Raw genomic sequence first — 24091 nt, 5'->3', positions numbered from 1 at the left:
GACGGGGGCGATCAGCCGCCGTGGATCATGTCGTCGGGGATGTCCGCGCCGGCGTTCTCCTCGAACCACTGCGCGGCGCCCGGGTGCCACTTCATGACCTTGTTCTTGTCCCAGTTCTCGGGAAGCGTCTCGCTTGCTGCCGAGTGGATGCCGACCATCCGCTCGTTGTCGGACATCACGGTGTCGACGACGGCGTTCACGAAGGAGGCGGGCAGGTCGCAATTGGCGATCGCGAAGTTCCACATCGCCACCGAGCGCGCGTCCTCCTCGAGGGTCGAGTAGGTGTCGGCCTCGATCGAGAATTCCGAGACCGGGAAGGCGTCGATGATCTGCTGCTGCTCTTCCTCGGTGAACTCGATGATGTTGATGTCGGTCTGCACCTCGAGCTGGCTGACCGCCGGAACCGGCACGCCGGCCGCGAAGGCGATCACGTCGAGCAGGCCGTCCTGGAGCTGGCCGCCCAGGTCGTCCCAGCCGCCGTTGCGGCGCTCGAAGTTCACGCCGAGTTCTTCCATCATGCGCGGAAAGTAGGTGTCCGAGGTCGAGCCGGCGGGGCCGAAGCCGATGCGCGCGCCGTCGGGAATGTCCGACACCGATTCGATGCCCGACGAGGCCAGCGTGGTGACGCTGAACGGGGTCTGGTACATCGGGAAGATGGCGCAGGCGTTGGTCATCTGCAGGCCGGGCGCGATCGGGTTGGTGCCTTCCAGCGATTCGGCCGCCGGGCCCATCGTGGTCATGCCGAACTGCGCCTCGCCGGTGTGGACCAGCGCCATGTTCTGCATCGGGCCGCCGGTGACTTCGGCGCCGCCCGACAGGCCGAGCTCCTCGGCGACGAGGTTCGCCCAGCCCGAGCCGTAGGCGAAATACGTGCCGCCCTGCGACGCGGTGCCGACGGTGAAGCTTTCGGGCCAGTCGCTGCGGTCCATCTGGTGCTGTTCGGCGAGGGCCGCACCGGCGGTGAGCGCGGTGCCCGCCGCGATGGCGGTGAGTGTCTTGAACGTCATTCTCTTCTCCCTTTTGTCGCGCCGTGTCGCGGGCGCGGCCGATGCCTGTCGTGCGGCATCGGGTGCGCCTGCTGCGGCGGATCCCGGGTGCAGGGCGTCCTGCCTCCGGAGCGCGTGTCGCGCCCGTTCCTGTTTGGACCGAAAAATGCGCAGGGCAAGGTGCGATTGCTGCGTGGTTGCGCTAAACCCGCAGCCGTCTTGGGAAATGAGTGGAAAGGGACCCATGCGCGCGGCCCGATGTGTGGCTTTCGATACATCGCCCGCGGCGCGGCGCAGGCGAGGGCTGTCGGCCCCCGCACCCGGCCGAGGACATTCTCACCAGGATCGAGGGGCTGCGCCGCGGCAGGTTGCGGCGGAAGCGGGCCGCGCAGGGCGCCCGCCGTGGGGCGGGGTCAGCCGTCCTCGGTGAACTGGCTGCGGTCCAGCCGGTGGCGCTGCATCTTGTCGTAGAGCGCCTTGCGCGACAGGCCGAGGGATTCGTAGGTCGCCTTGATGCTGCCGCCCTGGGCGGCAAGCTCGGCCGCGATCAGCGCTCGTTCGTGGGCCGCGACGCGGTCGGCCAGCGTGTGCGCGGCATCGGGGGTGTCGGCGCCGCCGAGGTCCAGGTCGAGCCCCAGCGCGAAGCGTTCGGCCGCATTGCGCAACTCGCGCACGTTGCCGGGCCAGGCGCGGGCGGCGACCGAGGACAGCACCGCGCCGGGCACCTCGGGCGCGGGCAGGCGGTAGCGGGCGGCGGCCTCGTGCACCAGTTCGAGGAACAGCTTGGGGATGTCCTCGGCCCGCGCGGCAAGGGGCGGCATCCGCAGGGTGATGACGTTGAGGCGGTAGAGCAGGTCGGCGCGGAAGTGCCCCTCGGCCGCGGCGCGTTCGAGATCGCCCTTCGAGGCGGCGATGAAGCGGATGTCGAGCGCAACCGTCTCGTTCGAGCCCAGCCGCGTCACCACGCGGTTCTGGATCGCGTTCAGCAGCTTGGCCTGAAGCGGCATCGGCAGGGAGTCGATCTCGTCGAGAAAGACGGTGCCGGTGCGGGCATGTTCGAACTTGCCGTAGCGGGTGCGGGTGGCGCCGGGGAAGGCGCCGGATTCGTGGCCGAACAGTTCCGATTCGATCAGGTCGGCGGGCAGGGCAGCGCAGTTGACATGCACGAAGGGGCCCTCGCTGCGCGGGCTGGCCTTGTGCATGGCGCGCGCGGCGACCTCCTTGCCGGTGCCGGTCTCGCCCACGATCAGCACGTCGGCATCGGTCTGGGCCGCGGCGCGCAGCTGCTGGCGCAGGGCCACGATGACGGCGCTGCGGCCGGTCAGACGCGCCTCGATCGCGTCGCGGCGGCCGACCTGCCGGCGCAGGGCACGGTTCTCCAGCACCAGCCGCCGCTTGTCGAGCGCGCGGCGCACCGATTCGACCAGCCGCGCCGGGTCGTAGGGTTTTTCGAGGAAGTCGTAGGCGCCGTCGCGCATCGAGCGGACGGCAAGCTCGATGTCGCCGTGGCCGGTGACAAGGATCACCGGCAGTGCGGGGTCGATCTCGAGCGTGCGGGCCATCAGCGCCAGCCCGTCCATGCCCGGCATGCGGATGTCGGTGACCAGCACGGATGCCCGGTCGCGTCCCACATGGGCCAGCGCGTCCTCGGCCCGCGCGAACAGGCGCACGGGCAGGTCGGCGAGCATCAGGCTTTGCTCGGCCGACAGGCGCAGGTCTTCCTCGTCATCGACGAACAGGACGGACTCGTCTGTCATTCCGCGGCTGTCTCCTGGGCTTGCGGCGCGGCGCGGCGCAGCGTGACGGTGAAGACGGCGCCGCCGCCCTCGGCGTTGGCCGCCGTAAGCGTGCCGCCGAAATCGCGCACGATGTTGTACGAGATCGACAGCCCCAGGCCCAGCCCGCGGCCGGGGTCCTTGGTGGTGAAGAAGGGGTCGAAGACCTGCGGCAGGTCGCCGTCGCCCAGCCCGGGCCCGTGGTCGCGCACCCGCAGCGCCAGCGTGTCCTCCGTGGCCTCCAGCACAAGGTTGATTGCCGGGGCCGGGTCGTCTGCCATCGCGTCGAGCGCGTTGGCCAGCAGGTTGACCAGCACCTGCTGCAGGCGCACGCGGCCGCCCATCGCCCAGACCGGCGCGTCGGGCCAGTCGGGGCCGCGCAGGGTGACGCCGCTGCGGGCCAAGCGGGCCTGCATGATCTCGACCGCGTCCTCGACCACAGCGCGCAGGGGAACGGGGCCGACGTGGTCCTTGGGGCGCCGGGCGAAGTTGCGCAGGTGCTGCGAGATCGTCGCCATCCGGTCGGCCATGCGCGAGATGCGGCCGACGTTGTCGCGCGCCTCGGCCATGCGGCCGCGGTCGAGGAAGGTCAGGGCGTTCTCGGCGTAGGATTTCACCGCCCCCAGCGGCTGGTTGAACTCGTGGCTCAGCGCGGCCGACATCTGCCCCAGCGCCGCCAGCTTGCCGGCCTGGACCAGCTCGGCCTGGGTGCGGCGCAGGCGTGCCTCGGCGGCGCGGCGTTCCTCGACCTCGGCGCGCAGGCGGCGGTTGGCATCGTCGAGATCGCGGGTCCGGTCGCGCACGCGGCTTTCCAGCAGGGCGTGCTGGCTGCGCTGCGCCTCGAGCCGTTCCAGAAGGCGCGCGCGGCGCTGGCCGAAGAACGCCGCCACCAGCGCGCCCAGCAGCACGATCAGACCGGCGAGGGCCAGCGCCGCCGCCGCCTGCGCCGTCGCGGGGCCGGCGGGCGTGAGCACGGCCACGCGCCAGCCTGCGGCGGCGATCAACCCCTCTTGCAGGACGAAGCTTTCGCGCCCCCCGTCGCCGTCCAGCGTCGCGCGGGTCAGCCCGTCCGCCAGCGGGACGCGGCGCAGCGGCAACGCCGATACGGCATCGAGGGGGTATTGCCGCGTCTGCGCGATACGCTCGATCGCCAGTTCGCTGACCGGCCCGATGCTGCGGAAGCGCCAGTCGGCGCGGTCCGACAGGAAGACCACGTTGCTGGTGTCGTAGACCGCGACCGTGCTGTCGCTCTGCGCCCAGGCGTCCTCGAACTGGTCCAGCGTGATCTTGACCGCCACGGCGCCGAGGATCTCGGTCCCGTCGAGCACCGGCGCGGCGAAATAGTAGCCCCGCTCGCCCGACGTGGTGCCGAGCGCGTGAAAGCGCCCGACGCCGGTGCCGATCGCGTCGGTGAAATACGGGCGGTAGGCAAAGTTCTGCCCGATGAAGCTGCGCTCGGCGCGGTAGCTGGAGGCGGCGAGCGTGTCGCCCTGCCGGTCCATCAGGTAGATGTCGGACACGTCCAGCGACAGCGCGGTCAGGCGCAGCTGCTCGTTGGCGAAGGGGATGAGGCCGGTGGCGTCGGGCGCGCGCAGGACCCGGGCGAGGATCGGACGCTCGGCGATCAGCGCGGGCAGCGCCTCGGTCCGGCTGAGCGCGCCGCGCAGGACCTCGGTCACCAGGCGCAGGGTCGCCTCGTCGCGCATGGCCGCGCGGATCAGGAAATGCCGTTCCAGCGCGGGCCACGCCACGAGCGCCCCGGTGCCGAGCATCGCCGCAAGGATCAGACCCGGCAGGGGTTTGCGGAAAAGCGATCTGGAGGTCGGTGCGCGCATGGCACGAAGTATGCGGCGCGCCTTGTGCGAAGACCAGTCCCGGCGCGGGCGCCCGCAGGCCTGACGGAAGCTTAAGGGTTTGCCTAAAATACCGCACACCTTCCGGCATCGTCGGCGCCGCGCTTAAGACTGTTTTAAACGCGGTGGGCGAGTGTGCCCTTGCATCGGCCGCTCTGGCCGGTGGCGCGAACCGGGGAAGGTCTCGCAGGCTTCAGAATGTTGCTTGGAACCGTTCAACACGAACTGGAAGGCGGAAAACCGGCTTTCCGAAGAGGTCAAAATGTCTAGCATCCTTACCAACAACGGCGCAATGGTCGCCCTGCAGACCCTGAAGTCGATCAACAAGAACCTCGAGGGCACGCAGAACTCGATCGCCACCGGCAAGAACGTGGCCACGTCCAAGGACAACGCCGCCGTCTGGGCCATCTCGAAGGTGATGGAATCCGACGTGTCCGGCTTCAAGGCCATCAGCTCGAACCTCGGCCTGGGCCAGGCGACGACCCAGGTGGCGCGTCAGGCCGCCGAGACGACCACCGACCTGCTGAAGCAGATGAAGGAAAAGATCGTCGCGTCGCAGGAAGGCAACGTCGACCGCACCAAGATCCAGACCGACATCAAGGCGCTGACCGACCAGATCGCATCCGTGACCGGCGCGGCCCAGTTCAACGGTCTCAACCTGCTGTCGAACAACGAGACCACGACTGCCTACACCGCCGCCGGCAGCGTGGAGGGAAGCGGTACAACCAGCGTCCTTTCCTCGCTCGACCGCTCGGCGACCGGAGTTGTCGCAAGCGATATCGATGTCCAGAAGCAGGATCTGAGCACGACGGCAGCGAAAGACGACGGTGCCCTTACTCTCGCCGCCGCCGCGCTCACTGCCGCCGGTACTGCGGGCGCAAACGGCACCGGATCAGCAACTTACACCATCAACGGTGAGACCACGACGGCAGGCCGCACCCAAGCCGTGATGGCTGGGGACTCCTACTCGTTCCAGATGAACGCCGTTTTCGGCGGATCGTTCGCTACCGCACCTGCGGCGAAGCAGGAGGCCGTCTACACTGCAAAGGATGGTGACACCCAAGCTGATGTGGCCGAGGGGCTCGCCGAAATGATGAAGTTCCGCTTGGCCGAGCAAGGCATGCAGGACGACTTCACGGTCAGCGTCGGCGGCACCAATGGCAACGAGATCAGCGTGACCAACCATACGGCAACTGGTCTTACGGCATCCGCGGCTGGAAACGTCACACTTGCTGCCGGTTCCACGGTCGGCGGCGGCCTCGCGCTGCTCTCCGAGTTGGATGTGACCACCGAAAACGGCGCAGCTGCGGCGCTCAGCGCTATCGAAGGTCTGATCCAGACCGGCATCGACGCGGCAGCGGCCTTCGGCTCGGCCCAGAACCGCATCGAGACCCAGCAGGATTTCGTCGGCGGCCTGATGGACGCGATGAAGTCGGGCATCGGCACACTGGTCGACGCCGACATGGAAGAGCAGTCGGCACGCCTGCAGGCCCTGCAGGTCCAGCAGCAGCTGGGTGTCCAGGCGCTGTCGATCGCCAACCAGGCGCCGCAGCAGCTTCTGTCGCTGTTCCGCTAAACGGCTGACATCGGGGGCCAGGTCTTGGCCCCCGGTACCCCGTTTCGGCCCCCCGAACACATGAATCAGAAGGTTCTGCCGTGAACGCACATACCCTTGCCCAGAATGCCTATGTCCAGACCTCGTCGTCGACCCGGACCGATCGCGACACCGAATACCGCGTGCTTGCGCGCATCTCTCACCGCTTGCGCGCCGCCGCGCAGGAGAAGGGCCCGAAAGCCTTTCCCAAGCTGGCCGAGGCATTGGTCGAGAACCGCACCCTGTGGGACACGTTCGCCGTCGACGTCGCCCACCCGGAAAACGGACTGCCGAAAGAGCTGCGCGCGCAGATCTTCGCGCTCGCCCAGTTCGTGAACGCCCACACCGGCAAGGTGCTGGCCCGCGAGGCCAAGGTCGGCCCGCTTCTGGAAGTCAACGCCGCCATTCTCAAGGGCCTCAGCGCGAAGGGAAGAACCCGATGACCGGCCTCGTCCTCAAGCTCGGCCCGCGCGAACGCGTTCTGGTCAACGGCGCCGTCATCGAGAACGGCGACAAGCGCAGCCGCCTGTCCATCGTCACCCCCAACGTGAACATCCTGCGCCTGCGCGACGCGATCCATCCCGACGAGGCGCAGACCCCCGTCCGGCGCATCTGCTACACCGCGCAGCTTATACTGACCGGCGACGCGGACCCCGATTCCACCCGGCGGACCCTGTTGCGCCAGATCGAGGAACTGAGTCGCGCGATGGTCGACATCGACAGCCGCACCCTGCTGAGCCAGGCGACCGAGGCGCTGCTCACGGAGCAGTATTACAAATGCCTCAAGGCACTGCGCGCCCTCATCCCGCGCGAGGATCGGCTTCTGGCCGTGGCACGCAAATGAGTTTCCAGCCGATCGTTGTCGGAAGCGGCCTGGTCGGCTGGCAATTCCTGCAGTCCACGCAGGCCCGGCAGAAGGAGGTGTTCAACGCCAGCCCGCTGCTGAAACGCGATACCGACTACTTCGCCGAGAACATCGGTTCGGTCAAATCCGCCGAGGATCTGGTCTCGGACAGGCGCATGCTGCGCGTGGCGCTGGGCGCCTTCGGCCTGCAGGACGATATCGACAGCAAGTTCTTCATTCGGAAGATCCTCGAGGAGGGAACCACCGAGCGTTCAGCCCTCGCGAACAAGCTCGCCGACGAACGGTACAAGGCCTTTTCGAAGGCGTTCGGCTTCGGCAATCCGCGGGGACCCGGGACGTCCGCGCCCGGTTTCGCCGAAGACATCGTCGCGAAGTTCCGCCAGCAATCCTTCGAGGTGGCGGTGGGCGAGAGCGACCAGTCGCTGCGGCTCGCGCTCAACTTCGAACGTGGCCTGACCGAGATCAACGAATCCGGCTCGAGCGAAAACGCCCAGTGGTTCCGCCTCATGGGGACGCCGCCGATGCGCACCGTGCTGGAGAAGGCGCTGAACCTTCCGAAGACGTTCGGCCAGCTGGACATCGATGTTCAGAAGCAGGTTTTTCAGGACAAGGCGCAGGCCCGCTTCGGAACCGACAAGATTTCGGAAATGCTTGAGCCGGACGTCATGAAAAAGATCGTTCAGACCTACCTTCTGCAGGAACAGATCGGCCTATTCCAGGCGACCAGTTCGGGTCAGATCGCAATAACGCTGCTGCAAACGGCACGCCGATAGCAGGCGTTTTGAAAAGCGGGCGAAAGCGGTGTTGTCCGCTTTCGCTCTTTCTTTTTTCTTGCGCCGACTACGCTCTCTTTTCAAGATGCGCATGCTTCGGAATATCGATCGTGCGCCGCTTTCCGGCGGAATCGTAAGTTCCGATAGATTTCTTCACCTCACCTAATTCGGCGATCCTGCCGATGACTGCCCGAACCCCGGCAAGGGCGCGATCGTACAACGCTTGGTTGCGCTCGACACGCCTATGCAGATCGCGCAGGGAATCCGGCGTGCTCCCTGCTCCCTCGACCTCTGCGAGGGCTTGTTCCTTGTCCGGAAGCAATGCGGTCAGTCGTTCGAAGTCTCCCGAAAGCAGCGCCTCGCGCTCTGCCTCGACAATCGCTTTCAATCTTTCCAGTGCCTCAGCCATGCGCGTCTCCCTTCAGCGCGTTGAACAAAGATTCGGCCAGTCCGATTCCGCCTCGGGCGGCTACCGCATTGGCATGTTCCTCTCGAAGGAACGACGAGAACTGATCCTCGCCGCTGCCGCCGCCGAACCCCTCGGGCGTCTTGCCCAATCCGGCGGATTTCAGCATCTCGGAGAGGAACGTCGCCTCGAGTTTCTCGGCGACGGCGCGCAGCGCCTGTTCCTGAGTTTGCCCGGAAAGAGCGGATGGTGGCGGTAAGACTTGCACGAAATGCGACTCCAATTCGGTTCACTTCGCTCATGATGACGCGATTGCGGTAAAGAACCGGTAACGAAACTCTGCTATCAATGCCGAAGCGGAAGAATTCCGGAGATCATCCGATGTTGGCGAAAATAGGAAATTTCCTCGGCTTGACCGATGCAGGACATGCCCCTGCGCGACAATCGGGGGGCAAACCGGATCGGGACTTCGGTGACTTCGTGGCTGCGGAGCGGGCGGCAAAGGCGGCGGAGCCCGCGGAAACCGCCGCCGGATCCGCGTCGGGCAACGCTGAAAAGGTCGAGGGGGCCGAAACGGAGGGTGCCGATGCCATTCACGCGGCAACGGAACCCGAACCCGAAGCCGACGTGGAGAGCGACGCTTTCATTGCCATTGCGGAGGCTGACATCGATCCGAAACACGCGGTGGCGCCCGCGCTAGTGGGGCGACGAGATGGCTCGTCCACAGATCAAGGCCCGGCCGCGGCACACGGCTTGGAAGGTTCCCACGATGCGCCCGCGGCCGAACCTGTTGCGGACGACCGCCTGGCGCACATGGCCGGCATCCGGCAGGGCACGGGTCCGGAAGCGGTGGGTATGCCGGTCCTGGAGCAGGGCAGGGCAACGGCGTCCGCCGCGGCTGAAGCTCTGCTCAGGGCGCAAACCCTGGTCACCGATTTGGGGAAACCGGAACAGGGCGCTGCCGCGACGCCGGAATCCCCTGCGGGAGCCTTGCGAGGCGTTGCCGCGCGGACGGCCGGCGCGGCAATCGCCGCGCCTGCTCAGCCAGGCACCACAAAGGCGGAACAGCAAGTCGTTGGCGTCAGCCTGCCGTCCGGAGCGCCGGCGGCCGGAACAACGTCGGCCGAGTTCGCGTCGCACAGGGCCTCCTTGCAAGCCGAAAAGCTGGCGCAGCTCGTCTCGGCCAGCGGCGCTTCGCCGCAAAGCGGCGCGACGGTGCCGGAGGGCGCAGCGCAAACGGCCCTGCCCGGAGCGGCGGAAGCGATCGGTCGATCCGGCCTCTCGCGAAAGGTGGAAACTCTGATCCGGGCCGCAGAAGCCACCGCCGATTCGTCGGTCACGGCGGCTGAACGCGGGGCCGCGACCGCGCGGGCTGCCGCGGGCGCCGCGGCGGTCGCGGCACCGGCCGCGTCCTTCGTGTCGGCCGTCGCGTCGCAGGCGATCGCCGCCGCCGGAATCGCACATCCCTCGGTCCAAGAAGGGGCCGACGACGCGGACGCGCCCGAATTCGCAACGCAGGGCGGCTCCGCCGACCTGCGCGCGGGCAGCATTCAGCCATCGGCCCTTGCCCCGCCCGGGCGGACGGATGCCGCGGCGATCGTCCGCCAGATCACCGAAGCCATGCCCCGGGCGGGCAACGGCACGATAGAGATTCGCCTGAGCCCCGACGAGCTTGGGCACGTGCGTCTGCAGATGGTTCCGGGCGAGAACGGGATGGTCGTGCACATCCAGGCCGATCGGCCCGAAACGCTCGACCTGCTGCGCCGACATGTTGACCAGCTTGCCCGCGATTTGGCCGCAAGCGGGCACGGTGCGTCGGGCTTTACCTTCGCGGAGGGCCGCGACGGCCAAGGCCGGGGCGGCGAGCGCAGCGGGGGCATCGTCGCGGGCCCGGAAATTGCCGGACCGGCGGCCAACCCGCCCGGACGCGAGGCCGACGAGGCAGCCGAGGCAACGCGTGTCGAAGGCGGCTTGGACATGAAGATCTAGGGGACAGTCATGACGCAGATTTCACAGGTGCAGCCCGCGGCGACCGCGACCACCGCCAAGACGACGGCAGCCTCGGGCGCGAGCGCGCTCAGTTCCGACTTCGAGACGTTCCTGAAGATGTTGACCGTTCAGGTCCAGAACCAGGATCCGATGAATCCTGTCGATTCGAACGATTACGCGACGCAGCTGGCGACATTCTCGTCCGTCGAGCAGCAGGTTCTGACCAACGACCTGCTTGGTGCCATCGGCACGCAGCTTGGCATCGGGTCGCTTCAGCAGGTGGGCGCGTGGATCGGGATGGAGGCGCTGGTGCGGGCGCCGGTGCGGTTCGACGGAACGCCGGTCACGGTCCGACCCGAAGCGCACCCCGAGGCGGACGAGGCGACCCTGCTGGTGCGCGACCCGTCCGGTTCGGTGATCGAGCGGATCCAGCTGGAGCCGGGACAGTCATCCCTCACATGGAACGGTCTCGATGCGAGCGGCGTTCCCCTTCCACGTGGCAACTACAGGTTCGAGGTGGAAAGCAGCGTCGACGGAATCGTGATCGATTCGCAGGTCGCGCAGGTGTTCAGTCGCATTGAAGAGGTGCGCAACGACGGTGGGAACGTTCTGGTCCGGCTATCAGACGGAACGGAGATCGTGTCCACCATGGTCGAAGGCCTGCGCTCGGGCGGAGCGTGATCATCGGGCGCCGACGACGTGAAATCCGCGACAGGATGTGAGTTTCTTGCGTCATGTTGCGCTTTTGGCGACAAAACCCGCGCTTGACGTGCCGCGACGTGAATTGAGCTTTGATCCGAACGATCGGCTTGTGTAAGGTAAACCGCAAGGACGCAGCGCGTCCAATGCACGCCGCAGAGACTGGAGATAGATTATGGATAAGATTTTGGCCCTTGCTGCAGCAGCAGCGCTCGCCACGTCGATGGCTTCGCCGGTCATGGCCGGCGGCCTCGAGCAAACCCCCGTGCCCGTCGTGGTCGCAGACGACGAAGACGACGATGGCTTCGCAGCGGCAGCGTCCATCCCCGCGCTGGGCGGTGGTACGGGCGCCGCGCTTGTGATCGGCGGCCTCGCGCTGGCCGCGATTGCCGTCGCCTCGGCCAACGACACCGACTAAAAGCATTTCAGCGCTTTGCGGAAGGGCGGTCCGAAAGGGCCGCCCTTTTCGCGTTTGCGGGGGCGCCATCTTCAATGAAGACGTGCGGCGCTTACGGTCTTTTCGTAGCGGCGCCGGAAACCTGAAGCCGTCCGGCCGGGCGGATGCCCGCAGCATTGCTTAAGACCGGAGTCCGCGTTTCTTGCGCTCAGGTTTCGGGGTCGACATGGCGCCCTCGCATCACTGAAAGAGCACGGGCGATCCGGCGGCGAGAAGAAGTCCCCCGAACGAGCCGATCATGATGCCCAGAATCAGCCAAATGGCCCGGAGCGTTCCAAGGTTCTGCTTTTCGGCCGGAGCGGGTTTCGCCTGGCGGATGAGCGCCGATTCGACCAGGCCGGGCGTGCGGGGGCCGAAGCGCGCCAGCACGCGGACCGTCTTGGCGATGTCCTTGGCCACGGCACGCGGTCCGATCGACTGGCGGATGTAATCCTCGACGACCGGCCGGGCCACGGTCCAGATGTTCATCTTGGGGTTGAGCGAGCGTGCCACCCCCTCCACCACGACCATCGTGCGCTGCAGCAGGATCAGCTCGGTCCGCGTCTCCATCCCGAATCGCTCGGTGACTTCGAAGAGGTAGGACAGAAGCTTTCCCATCGAGATGCGCGTGGCGTCCATGCCGAAGATCGGCTCACCGACGGCGCGCAGGGCGCGGGCGAATTCGTCGACGTCACGGTCGGCGGGCACGTAGCCGGCCTCGAAATGCACCTCGGCCACGCGCTTGTAGTCGCGGCGGATGAAGCCGTAGAGAATCTCGGCGTAGACGCGCCGCGTGTATTCGTCGATATGACCCATGATCCCGAAATCGAGCGCGATGATATCGCCGTTGGGCGCGACTTTGAGATTGCCCTGGTGCATGTCGCCGTGGAAAAAGCCGTCGCGCAGCGCGTGGTTGAGGAACAGTTGCAGGACCCGCTCGGACAGCGCGACGCGGTCGTGGCCGGCGGCGTCGAGCGCGTCGTTGTCGCCCAAGGGAACGCCCTCGGCCCAACCCAGCGTCATCACGCGGCGCCCCGATAGGTTCCACTTCACCTGCGGCAACTGGAACCCGGCATCGTCCGCGGTGTTGGCGGCGTATTCGCTCGCGGCCGCCGATTCCAGCCGCAGGTCCAGCTCTCCGAGAACGGTCTGCTCGAAATGCTGCACCACCTCGCGCGGGTGAAGGCGGCGCGAGGAGGGAGACAGGATCTCGATTAGACCGGCGGCGAGGTAGAAGGCGTCGATGTCCTTGCGGAAGGCGCGTTCGATGCCGGGGCGCAGGACCTTGACCGCGACCGGCTCGAGGCTGTCGCGCAGCCGCGACTTGTGGACCTGCGCGATCGACGCGGCGGCCACGGGCTCGCTGAGTTCGGCGTAGATCTGGTCGACGGGCTGGCCCAGCTCGGCCTCGATCTGGTGGCGGGCGACCGACAGGGGGAAGGGCGGCAGCTTGTCCTGCAGGATGCGCAGCTCGCGCGCCATGTCGTCGCCGACGACGTCTGGGCGGGTCGACAGGATCTGGCCGAACTTGATGTAGGCCGGACCAAGGGCGGTCAGCGCGCGCACGACCGGCGGCTGGGCCGGGTCGCCTTCGTCACCCAGCCACTTGAACGGCCAACCCAACACGCGCGCACCCGCGCGCAGCGGCGCGGGTGCGTCCACCGCGTCGAGGATCGCGCGCATCGCGCCGGTGCGTTCCAGCGTCGCACCGGTGCGGACCAGCCGCCATATGTTGTGCGGGCCGCGCATTCAGAGCTTCCAGCCGGAATGGAGGCAGGCGATGCCCATCGAGAGATTTCGGTACTTCGCCTGCTCGAAGCCGGCGTCGCGGATCATGGAGAGAAAGGTCTCCTGGTCGGGGAAGCGCCGGATCGATTCCACCAGGTACTGGTAGCTGTCGCGGTCCCCGGCGATCGCCTGCCCCATGCGCGGGATGATGTTGAACGAGTAGAGGTCGTAGACCTTTTGCATCAGGTCGTTCGGAATCTGGCTGAATTCCAGCACCATCAGCCGCCCGCCGGGGCGCAGCACGCGGAAGGCCTCGGCCAGCGCGACCTCGGGGCGGGTGACGTTCCGGATGCCGAACGAGATCGTGTAGACGTCGAAGGTGTTGTCGGGGAAGGGCAGGGCCATCGCGTCGCCCACCACCCAGTCGAGCGTGTCGGCCATCGCCGCGGCCTCGGCCCGCTGCCGTCCGGCGACAAGCATGCTTTCGGTCAGGTCGAGCACGCAGGCGCGCGCCCGGCCGCCGGCGCGATCGAGGAAGCGGAAGGCGATGTCACCGGTGCCGCCGGCCACGTCCAGCAGGTACTGGCCCGGCCGCGGCGCGAGCCAGTCCATCATCGCGTCTTTCCACAGCCGGTGGATGCCCATCGACATGGCGTCGTTCATCACGTCGTATTTCGACGCGACCGAGGTGAAGACGCCGCGGACGCGGCCCGCCTTTTCGGCCTCGGGCACTTCGGAGAAGCCGAAATGCGTGCGCCGATCGTCCCGCTCTGTCATGGCTCTGGCGCCCCCTGTGACCTGTCGCAGTGTTCTAGTGAGATGTGGGGCGAAGGACAAACAGTCAAATTCGCGCGCTTGCAATCGCCGGAAGCACGGCCAACTAACGCGCGACACGCCGCGCGAGGAGCTCCGCCCATGCCCGAACTGCCCGAGGTCGAAACCGTCATGCGCGGGCTCGCACCGGTGATGGAAGGGCGGCGGATCGCGCGGGCGCGGGCCAACCGGCCCGACCTGCGCTGGCCGTTCCCTGACCGGATGGCCGAGCGGCTGACCGGCGCGCGGGTCCGGCGGCTGCGGCGGCGGTCGAAATACATCCTGGCCGATCTGGATACGGGCGAGACGCTGCTGGTGCACTTGGGCATGTCGGGGCGGATGCTGATCTCGGGCGGGACATCGGGCCGGGCCGACACGGCGCAATTCGTCCATGCCCATCCGGCGCCGGAAAAGCACGACCACGTGGTGCTGGACATGGAGGATGGCGGGCGCGTAACCTTCAACGATCCTCGCCGCTTCGGCGCGATGGACCTGATGCCGACGGATGCCGCCGAAGCGCATCCGCTGCTGGCGCATCTGGGTCCCGAGCCGTTCGGCAACGCCTTTTCCGGCGCTTACCTGGCGCAGGCGCTGAAGGGGCGAAACACGCCGATCAAGGCGGCGCTGCTGGACCAGAAGGTGGTGGCGGGCCTCGGCAACATCTATGTCTGCGAGGCGCTGTTCCGCGCGGGGATCCACCCGGCGCGCAAGGCCCGCCGAATCGCCGCAGCGCGGCTCGAAGCCCTGGCGCCGATCATCCGCGACGTGCTTTCCGAGGCGATCGAGGCCGGCGGGTCCAGCCTGCGCGACTATCGGCAGACCGATGGCGAACTGGGGTATTTCCAGCACCGTTTCGACGTCTACGGCCGCGAGGGCGATGCCTGCCGGACATCGGGCTGCGCCCACTCAATCCGCCGGATCGTGCAATCCGGTCGGTCGAGCTTCTACTGCGCGTCCTGTCAAAGATAGCTTGAACCGACTTGCCAAGGTGGTAAGGCTGAGCCCCTGACGGAACCGGAGGGATGAAGCCATGGCCTACGAGACGATCGTCGTCGACGTCGAAGATCATGTCGCGACCATCAGGCTGAACCGGCCCGATGCGCTCAACGCGCTGAACTCGCAGCTTCTGGGCGAACTTTCCGCCGCGCTGACGGACGCCGACCGCAACGACAAGGTGCGGTGCATCGTGCTGACCGGCTCGGCCAAGGCCTTCGCGGCCGGCGCCGACATCAAGGAGATGTCGGAGAAGAGCTTTGTCGAGATGTTCCTGCAGGATTTCTTCGGGCACGAGGCGATGACGATCACACGGGTGCGCAAGCCGGTGATCGCTGCGGTCGCGGGCTACGCGCTGGGCGGCGGCTGCGAATTGGCGATGATGTGCGACTTCATCATCGCCGCCGACACCGCCAAGTTCGGCCAGCCCGAGATCAACCTGGGCGTGGTCGCCGGCATCGGCGGCACGCAGCGCCTGACGCGTTTCGTGGGCAAGTCGAAGTCGATGGACATGCACCTGACCGGCCGCTTCATGGATGCCGAGGAAGCCGAACGTTCGGGCCTCGTCAGTCGCGTGGTGCCGGCCAAGAAGCTGCTGGAAGAGGCGCAGAGCGCAGCCGCGAAGATCGCCGAGAAATCGCTTCTGGCCAGCATGGCGGTGAAGGAGGCGGTCAACCGCTCGTACGAGACCACCCTTTCCGAGGGGCTGTTGTTCGAACGCCGCCTGTTCCACTCGATGTTCGCCACGGACGACCAGAGCGAGGGCATGGCGGCGTTCATGGAAAAGCGCACCGCGCAGTTCCGTGACCGCTGAGGATCAGCTTTCGCGCGGGCCGCGCATCTGCGTGATCGATTGCTGGATGCGGCGCCACTCGGCCGCGTCCTTCGTCTCGCCCGACTGCTCGCAATTCCGGGCGCGGCGCGCCGCCTCGGCCTCGGCCTGGGGGCCGAGCGAGCGGTAGAGCGCGTGGGCATATTCGGATACCTTGACCGGAGAAAGCATGGCGGACCTCCCAAACCCTGTGCCTGACGGTATGACGTTAACTCGCTGCGGGGCGGCAGGTTCCGGTGGATGCGCGCTGGGGGTTTGCAAATGGCGGGAAAGCGTCTATAGGCGCGACCAGAACATGCGCGTGAAGCCCGCTTTGGCTGGAATCAGTCCGTGAAGACGGATGGCCGTGGGGTCGTGCGCGAACCATTCGAACGAACAGGACGAACACCATGGCCAACACGCCCCAGGCAAAGAAGCGCGCCCGCCAGAACGAGAAGCGCTACGCCGTCAATCGCGCGCGCCGCTCGCGCATCCGCACTTTCCTTCGCAAGGTCGAAGAGGCGATCGCCTCGGGTGACCAAAGCGCCGCCAAGGCCGCGCTGCAGGCCGCCCAGCCCGAGCTGATGCGCGGTGTCACCAAGGGCGTGATGCACAAGAACACCGCAGCGCGGAAAATGTCGCGCCTCTCCTCGCGGGTCAAATCACTGGGCTGATACCGCAGCATATTGCGTTGTTTTCGAAGGGCGTCACATCATGTGGCGCCTTTTCTCTTTTGGTAACGATTTCGTGACACGGTCTGAGATTCTTTTGTCGCAATGGGCGAGTCAAGTTTGAAGTGTAGTTGCCGCGCGTGAAGCAAGGTTGGTAATTTGCCCCTGCGAGTCACATCGCAGGGGGGACAGGTCAAACACGCCCGGCAAGCACACAGCCGGGACGGATCTTGCATTGCGTCAGCCACCGGCGCCGTTGGATCCGAAGTGTACCCGACCGTGTCCAAGCACAATTCGGACCTCAGCGGTCCCGGTCCGTCGGGAACCGCATGGTAGCGATATTGGTCCACCCGTTTCCGCATCAGGAAACGGGGCAGGCACGCTGTTCCTTCTGCAGAACGGGCCGCCAGAGCCATGGGCGCTGCGATGACCGAGAGAACGGAATGGACGGGATGACAAAAGAACAATGGGGCGCGCTTCAGGGCGATCTGTGCAAGACAGTGGGGCAGAACAGCTATGCCACCTGGCTTGAGCCGCTGGACTTCGAGGGCACCGATCAGGACGGTGTGCTGCGGCTGAGCGCGCCGACCACGTTCTTCTGCACCTATGTCACGCAGAATTACGGCGACCTGCTGCTGTCGAAGGTGGCCCGGTTGAACCCGGCGATCCGGCGCATCGCGATCTCGGCCGCGTCGCTGCGCAAGGCGCCCGCGCCCAAGCCCGCGACGGTCGAGGCGCCCCAGCCGGCCGCGCCGCGCAAGGAGCGCGACCTGCCGGGCGCTCCGCTGGACGCGCGCTTCACCTTCGACCGGTTCATCGTCGGCAAGCCGAACGAGCTGGCCCACGCGGCGGCAAAGCGCGTGGCCGAGGGCGGCCAGGTCACGTTCAACCCGCTGTTCCTGTATGGCGGCGTGGGGCTGGGCAAGACGCACCTGATGCACGCCATCGCGTGGGAGCTGCGCGAGCGTTCGCCCGAACTGAGCGTTCTGTACCTGTCGGCCGAACAGTTCATGTACCGCTTCGTCCAGTCGCTGCGCGAACGCAAGATGCTCGACTTCAAGGAGATGTTCCGCTCGGTCGACATCCTGATGGTCGACGACGTCCAGTTCATTGCAGGCAAGGACAGCACGCAGGAAGAGTTCTTCCACACGTTCAACGCGCTGGTGGACCAGAACAAGCAGATCATCATCTCGGCCGACCGTGCCCCGGACGAGATCAAGGACCTCGAGAACCGCATCCGCAGCCGCCTGCAGTCGGGACTGGTCGTCGACCTGCACCCGACCGATTACGAGCTGCGCCTGGGAATCCTGCAATCCAAGGTCGAAAGCTACCGCGAGCATTATCCCCGCCTCGAGATCGCCGACGGCGTGCTGGAGTTCCTCGCCCACCGGATCAGCACCAACGTGCGCGTGCTCGAAGGCGCGCTGACGCGGCTGTTCGCCTTCGCCTCGCTGGTCGGCAAGCCGATCGACATGGACCTGGTGCAGGACAGCCTGTCGGACGTGCTGCGTGCGTCCGAACGCAAGATCTCGATCGACGAGATCCAGCGCAAGGTGGCCGAGCACTACAACATCCGCCTGTCCGACATGGTCGGGCCCAAGCGGGTGCGCAACTTCGCGCGCCCGCGGCAGGTGGCGATGTACCTGTGCAAGCAGCTGACCAGCCGCTCGCTGCCCGAGATCGGGCGCCGCTTCGGCGGGCGCGACCACACCACCGTCATGCACGGCGTGAAGCGGATCGAGGAGCTGCGCCAGCAGGACGGCCAGATCGACGAGGACGTCGAATTGCTGCGCCGCGCGCTCGAGGCCTGAGGCGCGCGAAGCACAAGCTGCCGCAGCCTGCCTTGCAAACCGGCTCACGGTCTTGACGGGGCAGGACCGGCAGCGGACAAAACACGAAAAATACGTCTACCGGTGGGTGCGGCCTTTGGCTACGCTGCCCGTCCGGGGTGCGAAGAGGGACAAGCGCGATGAAGATCAGCATTGAACGGGCCACGCTGCTGCGCGCGGTGGCGCAGGCGCAGTCGGTCGTCGAACGGCGCAACACGATCCCGATCCTGGCCAACGTGCTGATCGATGCCGAGGGCAACACCGCGACCTTCCGCGCCACCGACCTCGACATCGAGGTGCTGGACCGCGCGCCCGCCATGGTCGAACGCGCCGGCGGCGCCACCGTCTCGGCCGTCACCCTGCACGAGATCGTGCGCAAGCTGCCCGACGGCGCGATGGTCGTGCTGGACGAGGACAGCGCCGCCGGAAGACTGAGCGTCTCGGCCGGGCGGTCGCACTTCTCGCTCGCGACCCTGCCCAAGGAAGATTTCCCGGTCATGGCCTCGTCGGAATACGCGTCGAACTTCTCGGCCAAGGCAGAGGTGCTGCGGCGGCTGTTCGACAAGTCCAAGTTCGCCATATCAACCGAGGAGACGCGGTATTACCTCAACGGCGTCTACATGCACGTGGCCGAGTCCGAAGAGGGACGCATGCTGCGCTGCGTCGCGACCGACGGCCATCGGCTTGCGCGCATCGACGCCCCGCTTCCCAAGGAAGCCGAGGACATGCCGGGCGTCATCGTGCCGCGCAAGACCGTGGGTGAGCTGCGCAAGCTGCTGGATGACGGCGATGCGGACATCGCGGTGTCGGTGTCCGAGACCAAGATCCGCTTCGCCACCCCCGAGATCACGCTGACCTCGAAGGTGATCGACGGGACCTTCCCCGACTACACGCGCGTCATTCCGCAGGGTAACACGCGGCGTCTGGAGGTGGATGCCAGCGATTTTGCCAAGGCGGTGGACCGCGTGGCGACCGTCAGCTCGGAACGCTCGCGCGCGGTGAAGCTTCAGCTGGATGAAGACCGCCTGATCCTGTCGGTGAACGCGCCGGATAGCGGCGCCGCCGAGGAAGAGCTGGCCGTGGCCTATTCCGACGAGCGGCTGGAGATCGGGTTCAACGCGAAGTACCTGCTGGAGATCGCCAGTCAGGTGGACCGCGAGAACGCGGTGTTCCTGTTCAACTCGTCCGGCGACCCGACGCTGATGCGCGAGGGCTCGGACACCAGCGCGGTCTATGTGGTCATGCCGATGCGCGTCTGACGCGCGTCTCGCGCCGTGTTCGCGGCGCGCCTGTTCTGCCTGAATGAAGGAGCGGCCGGTGTATCTCTCCAGCCTCGGCCTGTCGCATTTCCGGTCGCACCGGCAGGCGCGGCTGACGCTGGACGCGCGGCCCGTGGCGCTGTCGGGACTCAACGGCGCGGGCAAGACCAACCTGATCGAGGCCGTTTCGCTGTTCTCGCCCGGGCGCGGGCTGCGCCGGGCGGCCGCGCAGGACATGGCGCGGCGGCCCGAGGCGCTGGGCTGGAAGGTCACGGGCACGTTGCAGACCCGCGCCACCGCGCACGAGATCGCCTTCACGTCCGAGGACGGCGCGGCGCGGCAGGTCAGCATCGACGACAAGCCGGCGTCGCAGGTGGCGCTGGGGCGGATCGCGCGGGCGGTCTGGCTGGTGCCCAGCATGGACCGGCTGTGGATCGAGGGCGCCGAGGGGCGGCGGCGCTTCCTGGATCGCACGGCGCTGTCGTTCTTTCCGTATCACGCTCAAGCAGCCCTGGATTACGAAAAGGCCATGCGCCAGCGCAACCGCCTGCTGAAGGACCACGTGCGCGACCCGCATTGGCATGGCGCGCTCGAGGCGCAGATGGCGCGGTCGGGGGCGGTGCTGCACGCCAACCGCCAGGCCACCGTCGATCGCCTGACCCGCGCGCAGGCCGAGGCTGAGACCGCCTTTCCGATCACCGACCTCGCGCTGGTTCAGTCCGAGGGAGAACTGCCGGGCGACGAGGCCGCGCTGCGCGTCGCGCTCGCGGGCAGCCGCGCGCGGGACATGGTGGCCGGCCGCGCGCTGGTGGGCGTGCATCGCACAGATCTGGCGGCGGTCTTCGCGGCGAAAGGCGTGCCCGCCGCCGAATGCTCGACCGGCGAACAGAAGGCGCTGCTGATCTCGCTGATCCTCGCCAATGCGCGGGCGCTGGCGCAGGACGAGGGCTCACCGCCGCTGGTGCTGCTGGACGAGGTCGCCGCGCATCTGGACGCCGACCGCCGCGCGGCGCTTTACGACGAAATCTGCGCGCTGGGGGCGCAGGCCTGGATGACCGGGACGGGCCCCGAGCTGTTCGCCGATCTCGGCCCGCGTGCCCAGCACTTCGCGGTCACCGACGAGGATGGCGAAAGCCGGGTCGCGCCGGTGGCGTGACGTCGCGCGCGCCCTTGTTTTTATTGCCGCGCCGGGCCCCAAATCTTGTGTCCGCGGCGTGACATTCCCCTGCTGCGCGCTTATACAGCGCCAGACACGATCAAAGGATTGGTTCATGGCCGAACCCGCAGGCGCACCCGAAGAATACGGCGCGGATTCCATCAAGGTTCTCAAGGGGCTGGAAGCGGTGCGCAAGCGCCCGGGCATGTATATAGGGGACACCGACGACGGCTCGGGCCTGCACCACATGGTCTACGAGGTGGTCGACAACGGGATCGACGAGGCGCTGGCCGGGCACGCGGACTTCGTGAAGGTGAAGATCCACGCCGACAATAGCGTGTCGGTCCGCGACAACGGCCGCGGCATTCCCGTGGACATGCATACCGAGGAAGGCGTCAGCGCCGCCGAGGTCATCATGACCCAGCTGCACGCGGGCGGGAAGTTCGACCAGAACAGCTACAAGGTATCCGGCGGCCTGCACGGCGTGGGCGTGTCGGTCGTGAATGCGCTGTCTGTCTGGCTGGAACTGCGGGTCTGGCGCAACGGCAAGGAGCACTACGCCAAGTTCTCGCATGGCGAGACGGTCGAACATCTGCGCGTGGTCGGCGACGCCGAGGGCGAGAAGGGCACCGAGGTGCGCTTCCTCGCCTCGACCGACACGTTCAGCAACCTGGACTACGATTTCCACACGCTGGAGAAGCGCCTGCGTGAACTGGCCTTCCTGAACTCGGGCGTGCGCATCCTGCTGGAGGACGAGCGCCCCGCCGAACCGCTTCGGACGGAGCTGCACTACGACGGCGGCGTGAAGGAGTTCGTGAAGTATCTCGACCGATCCAAGCAGTCGGTCATGCCCGAGCCGATCCACATGGAAGGAGAGCGCGACGGCATCACCGTCGAGGTCGCCATGTGGTGGAACGACAGCTACCACGAGACCGTGCTGCCCTTCACCAACAACATCCCGCAGCGCGACGGCGGCACGCACATGGCGGGCTTCCGCGGCGCGCTGACCCGGACGGTGCAGAAATACGCCATGGAAAGCGGGATCGCCAAGCGCGAGAAGGTCAGCTTTACCGGCGACGACGCGCGCGAGGGGCTGACCTGCGTGTTGTCGGTCAAGGTGCCCGACCCCAAGTTCTCGAGCCAGACCAAGGACAAGCTGGTCAGTTCCGAGGTGCGCCCGGCGGTCGAGAACCTGGTGAACGAGAAGCTTTCGGAATGGTTCGAGGAGAACCCCGCCGAGGCCAAGGTGATCGTCGGCAAGATCGTCGAGGCGGCCCTTGCGCGCGAGGCGGCGCGCAAGGCGCGCGAGCTGACGCGCCGCAAGACGGCGATGGACGTGAACTTCCTGGCGGGCAAGCTGAAGGATTGTTCGGAAAAGGACCCGTCGAAGACCGAGCTTTTCATTGTCGAGGGGGACTCGGCCGGCGGCTCGGCGCAGACCGGGCGCGACCGTGGCACGCAGGCGATCCTGCCGCTGAAGGGCAAGATCCTCAACGTCGAGCGCGCGCGCTTCGACCGGATGCTGGCGAGCCAGGAGATCGGCAACCTAGTGATGGCGCTGGGCACGGGGATCGGGCGCGACGAGTTCGACATCTCGAAGCTGCGCTACCACAAGATCGTCCTGATGACAGACGCCGACGTGGACGGCGCGCATATCCGGACGCTGCTGCTGACGTTCTTCTACCGCCAGATGCCCGAGCTGATCGAGAAGGGGTATCTCTACATCGCTCAGCCGCCGCTGTTCAAGGTGACGCGCGGCAAGTCCGAGGTCTACCTCAAGGACCAGCCCGCGCTCGAGGATTACCTGATCCAGCAGGGCGTCGAGGGTGCGCAGTTGCGGCTGGGCACGGGCGAGATCCTGATCGGCGCCGATCTCGTGCGCGTGGTCGAGGAGGCGCGCCAGCTGCGCCGCGTGATCGACGCCTTCCCGACGCATTACCAGCGCCGGATCCTGGAACAGGCGGCGATCGCGGGGGCCTTCGTGCCCGGCGCGGTGGATTCCGACCTGCAGGCGGTTGCCGACAAGGTCGCCGCGCGTCTGGACCTTGTCGCGGTGGAATACGAACGCGGCTGGCAGGGCCGGATCACGCAGGACCGCGGCATCCGGCTGGCCCGCATCCTGCGCGGCGTCGAGGAAGTGCGGACGCTGGACGGGCCGATGCTGCGCTCGGGCGAAAGCCGCAAGGCGGGCAGCTTCACGCAAAGCCTGCAGGCGGTCTATGGCATGCCCGCACAGCTCGAGCGCAAGGACCGCCGCCAGGGCATCTACGGCCCGCTGGACCTGCTTCAGGCAATCCTCGAAGAGGGCGAGAAGGGCCTGAGCCTGCAGCGCTACAAGGGCCTGGGCGAGATGAACCCCGGCCAGCTTTGGGAAACGACGCTGGATCCGGACGCCCGCACCCTGCTGCGCGTGGACATCGAGGACATGACCGAGGCCGATGATCTGTTCACCAAGCTGATGGGCGACGTGGTCGAACCGCGCCGCGACTTCATCCAGCAGAACGCGCTGAGCGTCGAGAACCTGGATTTCTGACGAGGTGTAGGCGCGCGCGTAGTTTTTCGCGGCGCGCAAAGTTTTTCGCGTTCTGAGGTCGGGGCTCGGCCGCTTTTTCTGTCACTTTCAGACGGTTAGAGAGAAATCTAGGCCTTCGCGGTTTCTTGGACTGCTTCGCGCAGGGCGCGGTGGTCAGCGTCTGCAAAACGAACGAGCTTTGCCTTTCTGTCTCGGTTGATATGCATTGCCCATCAACCGAGACAGAAGCCTCCTTCTCCGGCGGAAGAACTTGAGCTTCAGCTTAACGTTGAAAGCCGGCTTGGCGAACCCAGGGAGCGCACGTAGTGCACGTTGGTAGGGTCAGACCGCCAAGGCGCTGACTGGCCGTTCGCTGCGCCTGCGGGCCGTCTGGGGAGCTGACTGGGGAGCGGGCCGTCGGGGCCAATCAATCACAGGCGCGGAGAGAATTTTTACGTGAATAATTTGCTGTTGCTTTTGTAAATCTTGAACGCTATACGATTGCGAAACTAAAGAGGCTTGAGCATGGCGTTGTTGCACAAGTCAGACGGCGAAGGATTCACTTTTCGAATCCATGGCGTTAGACGCGGTGCATGAGCAAGCCTCCTCCCGCCCGCTATCGCACCACGAACTGGTCCAGCTACAACGCATCACTGCGGAAGCGGGGATCGCTGTTGATCTGGGTCGATAAGGACATGACGTGGCGCGCGCCGCATGACGGTCGGCCGGGACGCCCGCCAGTGTTTTCCGATGCGGCCATACAACTCTGCCTGTCTATCAAGATCCTGTTCAAGCTGCCGCTTCGCCAGACCGCCGGGATGGTGGCGAGCCTGCTGAAACTGGCGGGGCTGGATTGGCCCGTTCCGGACTTCTCCACCCTGTGTGCCGGAGGCAGAAGACCTTGGCCGTTCAGGTCCCCTATCGCCGCGCCGACGGGCCGCTG

General features: G+C 66.7%; 22 protein-coding genes and 1 pseudogene. 15 read left to right on the top strand and 8 right to left on the bottom strand.

What is annotated here, in order from left to right; all coding sequences use genetic code 11:
* Positions 1–11 precede the first annotated feature (11 nt).
* From BLW27_RS00115 to BLW27_RS00105, 3 genes are all read right to left on the bottom strand, one after another.
* On the bottom strand, positions 12–1007 hold the full coding sequence (locus BLW27_RS00115; RefSeq protein ID WP_089877403.1) for a TAXI family TRAP transporter solute-binding subunit: 996 nt from the start codon (positions 1005–1007) through the stop codon (positions 12–14).
* 392 nt (positions 1008–1399) lie between these two features.
* Complete coding sequence (locus BLW27_RS00110) at positions 1400–2743, bottom strand: sigma-54-dependent transcriptional regulator (RefSeq protein ID WP_089877399.1); 1344 nt, start codon at positions 2741–2743, stop codon at positions 1400–1402.
* The gene (locus tag BLW27_RS00105) at positions 2740–4596 is read right to left on the bottom strand and encodes a sensor histidine kinase (RefSeq protein ID WP_089877396.1); all 1857 of its coding nucleotides are present in this window, start codon (positions 4594–4596) and stop codon (positions 2740–2742) included. Before BLW27_RS00105 ends, BLW27_RS00110 begins: the two co-directional genes overlap by 4 nt.
* 223 nt (positions 4597–4819) lie before the next feature.
* Here BLW27_RS00105 and BLW27_RS00100 point away from each other — a divergent pair, with 223 nt between their 5' ends.
* From BLW27_RS00100 to BLW27_RS00085, 4 genes are all read left to right on the top strand, one after another.
* Positions 4820–6190 carry a flagellin N-terminal helical domain-containing protein gene (locus BLW27_RS00100; RefSeq protein WP_342708022.1) on the top strand — a complete coding sequence of 457 codons (1371 nt, stop codon included), beginning with the start codon at positions 4820–4822 and terminating at the stop codon, positions 6188–6190.
* An 80-nt stretch (positions 6191–6270) separates the two neighbouring features.
* Positions 6271–6651, top strand: a complete 381-nt coding sequence (gene flaF / locus BLW27_RS00095) for a flagellar biosynthesis regulator FlaF (protein ID WP_089877393.1) — start codon at positions 6271–6273, stop codon at positions 6649–6651.
* Positions 6648–7052 carry a flagellar biosynthesis repressor FlbT gene (flbT, locus tag BLW27_RS00090; protein ID WP_089877390.1) on the top strand — a complete coding sequence of 135 codons (405 nt, stop codon included), beginning with the start codon at positions 6648–6650 and terminating at the stop codon, positions 7050–7052. The genes flaF and flbT overlap by 4 nt, the downstream gene beginning before the upstream one ends.
* Positions 7053–7228: 176 nt before the next feature.
* Complete coding sequence (locus BLW27_RS00085; RefSeq protein WP_245710721.1) at positions 7229–7846, top strand: DUF1217 domain-containing protein; 618 nt, start codon at positions 7229–7231, stop codon at positions 7844–7846.
* A gap of 67 nt (positions 7847–7913) precedes the next feature.
* Here BLW27_RS00085 and BLW27_RS00080 read toward each other — a convergent pair whose 3' ends face one another.
* Together BLW27_RS00080 and BLW27_RS21585 are read right to left on the bottom strand one after the other, a co-directional pair.
* Positions 7914–8255 (bottom strand): hypothetical protein, encoded by a 342-nt coding sequence (locus BLW27_RS00080; RefSeq protein WP_089877383.1) that lies wholly within the window; start codon positions 8253–8255, stop codon positions 7914–7916.
* Positions 8248–8535 (bottom strand): rod-binding protein, encoded by a 288-nt coding sequence (locus tag BLW27_RS21585; protein ID WP_245710720.1) that lies wholly within the window; start codon positions 8533–8535, stop codon positions 8248–8250. The genes BLW27_RS00080 and BLW27_RS21585 overlap by 8 nt, the downstream gene beginning before the upstream one ends.
* A gap of 98 nt (positions 8536–8633) precedes the next feature.
* On the opposite strand from BLW27_RS21585, the gene BLW27_RS00070 reads away from it, so the two are divergent.
* From BLW27_RS00070 to BLW27_RS00060, 3 genes are all read left to right on the top strand, one after another.
* A complete protein-coding gene (locus tag BLW27_RS00070; protein WP_218141075.1) occupies positions 8634–10241 on the top strand; it encodes a flagellar hook-length control protein FliK in 1608 nt (535 codons plus the stop codon).
* 9 nt (positions 10242–10250) lie between these two features.
* The gene (locus tag BLW27_RS00065) at positions 10251–10922 is read left to right on the top strand and encodes a flagellar hook capping FlgD N-terminal domain-containing protein (RefSeq protein WP_089877377.1); all 672 of its coding nucleotides are present in this window, start codon (positions 10251–10253) and stop codon (positions 10920–10922) included.
* Between the two features lie 193 nt (positions 10923–11115).
* Entirely contained in the window at positions 11116–11358 is a 243-nt protein-coding gene (locus tag BLW27_RS00060; protein ID WP_089877374.1) for a hypothetical protein, read from the top strand.
* A gap of 219 nt (positions 11359–11577) precedes the next feature.
* Here BLW27_RS00060 and ubiB read toward each other — a convergent pair whose 3' ends face one another.
* Positions 11578–13125 (bottom strand): 2-polyprenylphenol 6-hydroxylase, encoded by a 1548-nt coding sequence (gene ubiB, locus BLW27_RS00055; protein WP_089877372.1) that lies wholly within the window; start codon positions 13123–13125, stop codon positions 11578–11580.
* Positions 13126–13881: a bifunctional demethylmenaquinone methyltransferase/2-methoxy-6-polyprenyl-1,4-benzoquinol methylase UbiE gene (ubiE, locus tag BLW27_RS00050; protein WP_089877368.1), complete on the bottom strand. Its 756-nt coding sequence runs from the start codon at positions 13879–13881 to the stop codon at positions 13126–13128. It lies immediately after the preceding gene.
* Between the two features lie 138 nt (positions 13882–14019).
* Here ubiE and mutM point away from each other — a divergent pair, with 138 nt between their 5' ends.
* Both mutM and BLW27_RS00040 read left to right on the top strand, forming a co-directional pair.
* Positions 14020–14886, top strand: a complete 867-nt coding sequence (mutM, locus tag BLW27_RS00045) for a bifunctional DNA-formamidopyrimidine glycosylase/DNA-(apurinic or apyrimidinic site) lyase (protein WP_089877365.1) — start codon at positions 14020–14022, stop codon at positions 14884–14886.
* Positions 14887–14947: 61 nt separating this feature from the next.
* Positions 14948–15724 carry an enoyl-CoA hydratase gene (locus BLW27_RS00040; RefSeq protein ID WP_089877362.1) on the top strand — a complete coding sequence of 259 codons (777 nt, stop codon included), beginning with the start codon at positions 14948–14950 and terminating at the stop codon, positions 15722–15724.
* A gap of 3 nt (positions 15725–15727) precedes the next feature.
* Here the strand turns inward: BLW27_RS00040 and BLW27_RS00035 are convergent, their stop codons facing one another.
* Entirely contained in the window at positions 15728–15913 is a 186-nt protein-coding gene (locus BLW27_RS00035; protein WP_089877359.1) for a hypothetical protein, read from the bottom strand.
* 218 nt (positions 15914–16131) lie between these two features.
* Between BLW27_RS00035 and rpsT the strand changes: the two genes are divergently transcribed.
* The 6 genes and pseudogenes from rpsT to BLW27_RS00005 all read left to right on the top strand — a co-directional run.
* Positions 16132–16395 carry a 30S ribosomal protein S20 gene (rpsT, locus tag BLW27_RS00030; protein WP_089877356.1) on the top strand — a complete coding sequence of 88 codons (264 nt, stop codon included), beginning with the start codon at positions 16132–16134 and terminating at the stop codon, positions 16393–16395.
* A gap of 449 nt (positions 16396–16844) precedes the next feature.
* Positions 16845–18203, top strand: a complete 1359-nt coding sequence (gene dnaA, locus BLW27_RS00025) for a chromosomal replication initiator protein DnaA (protein ID WP_218141074.1) — start codon at positions 16845–16847, stop codon at positions 18201–18203.
* A gap of 158 nt (positions 18204–18361) precedes the next feature.
* Positions 18362–19480 carry a DNA polymerase III subunit beta gene (gene dnaN / locus BLW27_RS00020; protein ID WP_089877351.1) on the top strand — a complete coding sequence of 373 codons (1119 nt, stop codon included), beginning with the start codon at positions 18362–18364 and terminating at the stop codon, positions 19478–19480.
* A gap of 58 nt (positions 19481–19538) precedes the next feature.
* Positions 19539–20636: a DNA replication/repair protein RecF gene (gene recF / locus BLW27_RS00015; RefSeq protein ID WP_425429268.1), complete on the top strand. Its 1098-nt coding sequence runs from the start codon at positions 19539–19541 to the stop codon at positions 20634–20636.
* Between the two features lie 115 nt (positions 20637–20751).
* Entirely contained in the window at positions 20752–23169 is a 2418-nt protein-coding gene (gene gyrB / locus BLW27_RS00010; RefSeq protein WP_089877345.1) for a DNA topoisomerase (ATP-hydrolyzing) subunit B, read from the top strand.
* Between the two features lie 572 nt (positions 23170–23741).
* Positions 23742–24091 (top strand): annotated as a pseudogene (locus tag BLW27_RS00005) (transposase); the annotation flags it as partial.

The organism is Citreimonas salinaria, from assembly GCF_900107235.1.
Lineage (GTDB): Bacteria > Pseudomonadota > Alphaproteobacteria > Rhodobacterales > Rhodobacteraceae > Citreimonas > Citreimonas salinaria.
The sequence above is the reverse complement of the archived record's forward strand: the minus strand, read 5'-3'. Positions and strand labels throughout refer to the sequence as shown.